General features: G+C 67.4%; 5 protein-coding genes. 4 read left to right on the plus strand and 1 reads right to left on the minus strand.

All coding sequences use genetic code 11. From position 1 onward, the window contains the following. The first annotated feature begins 150 nt into the window (after positions 1-150). Genes RMO30_RS04565 through RMO30_RS04575 form a run of 3 tightly spaced genes read left to right on the plus strand, consistent with a single transcriptional unit; the run spans position 151 to position 2,306 of the window. Positions 151-567, plus strand: a complete 417-nt coding sequence (locus tag RMO30_RS04565) for a hypothetical protein (RefSeq protein ID WP_309710098.1) — start codon at positions 151-153, stop codon at positions 565-567. A gap of 9 nt (positions 568-576) precedes the next feature. Then, positions 577-1,497, plus strand: coding sequence for an ATP-binding cassette domain-containing protein (locus RMO30_RS04570; protein ID WP_309710100.1), 921 nt, complete (start codon positions 577-579; stop codon positions 1,495-1,497). Continuing rightward, a complete protein-coding gene (locus RMO30_RS04575) occupies positions 1,494-2,306 on the plus strand; it encodes an ABC transporter permease subunit (protein ID WP_309710103.1) in 813 nt (270 codons plus the stop codon). The genes RMO30_RS04570 and RMO30_RS04575 overlap by 4 nt, the downstream gene beginning before the upstream one ends. On the opposite strand, the gene RMO30_RS04580 is transcribed toward RMO30_RS04575, so the two are convergent. Continuing rightward, positions 2,299-3,327, minus strand: a complete 1,029-nt coding sequence (locus RMO30_RS04580) for a LacI family DNA-binding transcriptional regulator (protein WP_309710106.1) — start codon at positions 3,325-3,327, stop codon at positions 2,299-2,301. The genes RMO30_RS04575 and RMO30_RS04580 overlap by 8 nt on opposite strands. A 177-nt stretch (positions 3,328-3,504) precedes the next feature. On the opposite strand from RMO30_RS04580, the gene RMO30_RS04585 reads away from it, so the two are divergent. Continuing rightward, positions 3,505-4,754 (plus strand): ABC transporter substrate-binding protein (locus RMO30_RS04585; protein WP_309710108.1); only part of this gene is annotated, 1,250 nt, incomplete at its 3' end.

A 4,754-nucleotide genomic window follows, 5' to 3' on the forward strand; every position in this document is an offset into this window, starting at 1 on the left:
GGTGGACCCGGATCGCATCGCGCAGGGCGTACCCGGTCATCGGTTCGATGCTCAAGGCGGCGAGCACTGCGAGGTCGGTCTGGGTCGCGCGTGGCATTTCGCCATCATATCTGGTAGGAATATCCATATATCTTCCAGAGAGGAACTCCCATGTCTGACCTCACCGCGGTCGCCCGGGTTGCGGCGATCGTCGCGCTCATACTCTTTGCCCTACTGATCGTGTTCCAGCTCGCCCTCGCGCTCGGAGCGCCCTGGGGACGCGCGGCGTACGGCGGCCAGACCGCTGGGGTGCTTCCCGTGCACTTCCGGGTCGCGAGCGCTGTCGCCGTCGTCGTGTGGGCTGCGGTCGCTCTGATAGTCGTGAGACGAGCAGGGCTGCCGGTTTGGACGCCGCTGCCGGTCTCGTGGCTGCCAGTCGTCGTCTGGATCGTCGTCGGACTGCTCGTGATTGCCGTCGTGATGAACGCGATCACGCCGAGCGCGCTCGAACGGGCGATCTGGCTGCCGTTCACGCTACTGCTCCTCGCGTCCACCCTGACCGTGGCGATCACGGCGCTCGCTCGATAGCGTGAGCTTGTGACCACCGGACAGAGTCTCGTCTTCGATGGCGTGACCAAGCGCTTCGGCGCCGTCGCGGCTGTCTCAGACCTCGACTTCACCGTCGAACCCGGCCGGGTGACCGGATTCCTCGGGCCGAACGGCGCCGGCAAGACCACGACGCTGCGGATGTTGCTCGGCCTCGTCACCGCCACCAGCGGCACGGCGACGATCGGCGGCAAGGCGTACGGCGACCTCGAGAACCCGATGCGCGTCGTCGGCGCCTCCCTTGAAGCGGCCTTCCACCCCGGAAGATCGGGACGCGGCCACCTCGACGTCACAGCGGTTGCCGCCGGCATCGGGCGCGAACGGGTCACCGCGGTGCTCGAACAGACCGGCATGGCGCCCTACGCCGACCGTCGGGTGGGCGGCTACTCGATGGGGATGCGGCAACGGCTCGGTCTCGCGACGGCGCTGCTCGGCGACCCCGGAGTGCTCGTGCTCGACGAACCGATCAACGGGCTCGACCCCGAAGGCATCCGCTGGATCCGCTCGTTCCTGCAGTCGCTCGCCGCCGAGGGCCGCACCATTCTCGTCAGCTCGCACCTGCTCAGCGAAGTGCAGCAGACCGTGGATGACGTCGTCGTCATCGCCGGCGGGAAGCTGCGTTTCGTCGGCGCGCTCAGCACACTCGAAGGCACCACGACCGCGACCGGGAGCGTCGTCGACGCGCCCGACCGCGCCGCGCTCACCGCCGCGCTGAAGGCCGCCGGACACCAAGTGCGCGTCGAGCCGGACGGGCTCGCCGTCGATCTGATTCCCGCCGAGGTGGGGCGACTCGCTCTCGCCGCTGGTGTCGCATTGAGCGCCCTCGCGGCATCCGGCACGGGACTCGAGGACGAGTTCCTCGCGCTGGTCGCCGATCCGGAGCGTGCCGCGGAGGGAGGGAGGCAGCGATGACCTTCCTCCGGGCCGTCTCGGCCGAATTCCGCAAGATCCGCACTACGCGCCTGTTGTGGGTGCTCGCCCTGATCCTCTTCGGGTACGTCGGCTTCTCAGCTGTCGCCATCGCGTTCTTTCTGAGCATCACGCCCGAAGAGGCCGGGATGCCGATCGCCGACGACTTCCTCGCGCCGCTCGTCTACAGCATGGCGACCGCGACGGGCTACGTGTTCCCGATCATCTTCGGCGCCATGTCGATCACGTCCGAGGTGCGGCATCGCACCCTCGGCACGGTGTTTCTCGCTACGCCGAACCGATCGGTCGTGCTCGCCGCCAAGGCGGTTGCCGGGCTCGTCATCGGTGCGGTCTACGGCGTCGTCGCACTCCTCGGGTCGGTCGGCCTGGGGGCGCCGGTGCTCGCGGCTACCGGCCAAATGACGCTGCTCAACGACCCCGACACGTGGCTGATGCTCGGCCGCATCGTGCTCGCGATGGCGCTCTGGGGGCTCGTCGGCGTCGCGCTCGGCGTGCTGATTCCCAGCCAGATCGGGTCGATCGTCACGATCATCGCGTTCACCCAGTTCGTCGAACCGATCCTGCGCACCGCCGCCGCGTTCGCCGACTGGCTCGGCGAGATCGCCAAGTTCCTGCCTGGTGCGGCCGGGGATGCGCTCGTGGGCGCAAGCTTCTTCGCGGTCTTCGCCGGCGCGGGCGGGGGTGGCACTGCCCCACTCGAGTGGTGGCAGGGCGGGATCGTGCTCGCCGGCTACGCCGTTCTGATGGGCGCGATCGGGGCGGCGACGACCTGGCGAAGCGACGTCACCTGAGCAGTGAAGGGACGGGAGCGGTGGTGCTCGTGCGCACCACCAGAGTGATCGGAATGTCGATCGAGGTTGACGGCAATCCGCCGTCGACCTCCGTCATCGCGCGCACGACCAGATCGACAGCCAGCTCACCCTGCTCGCCCGGGCGCTGCCGCACCGTCGTCAGGCCGAACATCTCCGAGTAGGGGTGATCGTCGATTCCGACGATCGAAAGCCCGGACGGCACGACGATTCCGAGTTGACGCGCCGCCGTGATCGCCCCGATGGCGATCTCGTCGCAGCCGGCCACGATGGCGGTCGGCCGGGACCGCGGATCGGCCAACAGGGACATCGCGGCTTCGTAGCCGCCGGGCACGCTGAACGTCCTCGCTGGTCGGAAGTCATCAGGATGCTCGAGGCCTGCTTCATCCATCGCCCCGCGGAATCCGGCCAACCGGCGGGAGTGCACCTTGAAGTCCAACTGCGCGTCGAGGTCGCCGCCGATGTGCACGATCCGAGTGTGGCCGAGGCTGATGAGGTGCCGAGTGGCGAGTCGGGCGGCCTGTTCGTCGTCGATGCACATCGTCATGATGCCGGGGATCGCCCCGCCGATGCCCACCGCAGGTCGGCGCAGCGCCTGGATGAGCTCCACCTCGCCGGGGGCCAGCTCGACTCCGACGCAGACAATCGCATCGACGCGCTTGCGCACCAGGAAGTAGCGGAACAGCCGGCTGCGCTGCTCCGGCTCGGGCGGCAGCCGGAACAGCGTCAGGTCATAGCCTGCCTGGATCAGGGCACCCTCGATGCCTTCCAGCACTTCGGCGAAAAACCAGCGGTTGATGAACGGAGTGATCACTCCGACGTTCTTGGTGCGGCCGGTCACCAGGCTCGCGGCGGTCGACGAGACCACGTATCCGAGGTCGGCGGCAGCGGCTGCAACCCGTTCCTTCGCAGCGGGCGAGACATGAGCGGCTCCGCTGAGCGCGCGCGAGGCGGTCGCCTTCGACACGCCAGCGCGGCGGGCGACTTCGGCGAGCGAACTCATGGTGTCATTCCTACCGGGTTGGAATCGGTTGCAGCATAGCGGGCACTCGCCGCCAAATCGAGAGATGAAGCACTTGCAACGGTTTGAGATGTCGCTTACCGTGGTGCTGGAACCGGTTGCGAGACCGGGGTTCAATCCCAGCACCACACCATGAAATCCCTCAATGAGGAGGAAACAGTGCGTTCACTTTCGAACCGTCGTTTGCTCGCCACCGCGGTCGCGGTCGGGGCCACCAGCCTCGTGCTCGCCGGCTGCTCCGGCGGCGGCGGCACCAGCACCGGCCCCGGCGACTACGGAGACGCGGATGGCATCGTTACCATCTACGGCACCATCGCCGATACCGAAGCAGAGCTTCTCGAAGAGTCCTGGGCGGACTGGGAAGCAGAGAACGACATCGACATTCAGTACGAATCGTCGAAGGAATTCGAGGCTCAGATCGGAAGCCTGGCGCAGGCCGGCAACCCGCCGGACATCGCGATCTTCCCGCAGCCCGGTCTGCTCGGCGACCTCGCCAGCCGCGGCTACGTCCAGCCCGCTCCCGAAGGTGTGGCCGCCAACGTGGCCGAGAACTGGTCCGAAGACTGGGCTGGCTACGGCACCGTCGACGATGTGCTCTACGGCGCGCCGCTAATGGCGAGCGTCAAGGGCTTCATCTGGTACTCGCCCTCGGTCTTTGCCGAGAACGGCTGGGAGATCCCGGAGACCTGGGATGACCTGCTCGCTCTGTCGCAGACCATCGCGGATACCGGCCAGACGCCGTGGTGCGCGGGCTTCGGCTCTGACGCCGCAACCGGTTGGCCGGGAACGGACTGGGTGGAGGACCTCGTTCTGCGCCAGTCCGGCCCCGAGGTCTATGACCAGTGGGTCGCACACGAGATCCCGTTCAACGACCCGGCGATCGCTTCGGCGTTCGACGCAGTCGGTGAGATCCTGCTCAACCCGGAGTACGTCAACGCCGGATTCGGTGACGTCGTCACCATCAACAGCACCCCGTTCGGCGACCCGGCAACGGCGCTCGTCGACGGAAGCTGCATCCTGCATCACCAGGCCACGTTCTACGAGGGCTTCCTGCGTGACGCCGGTGTCGAGGACGTCTCCGAGGACGGTGAGATCTTCGCCTTCATCACGCCTGGTGAGGAGGCCGGAGCCGGGGCTGTCACCGGTGGTGGCGAGATCGTCGCTGCCTTCTCGAATGACGAGGAGACCATCGCCGTGCAGGAGTACCTGTCGACGGCCGACTGGGCCAACAGCCGGGTCAGCCTCGGTGGAGTGATCAGCGCGAACAAGGGCCTCGACCCGTCGAACGCGTCGAGTGCCATTCTGTCTGCGGCCATCGAGACCCTGCAGGACCCGAACGTCACCTTCCGTTTCGATGGTTCGGACTTGATGCCGGGCGCCGTGGGAGCTGGCACGTTCTGGACCGGCAT

This window comes from Pseudolysinimonas sp., from assembly GCF_031389465.1.
Classification (GTDB): domain Bacteria; phylum Actinomycetota; class Actinomycetes; order Actinomycetales; family Microbacteriaceae; genus Pseudolysinimonas_A.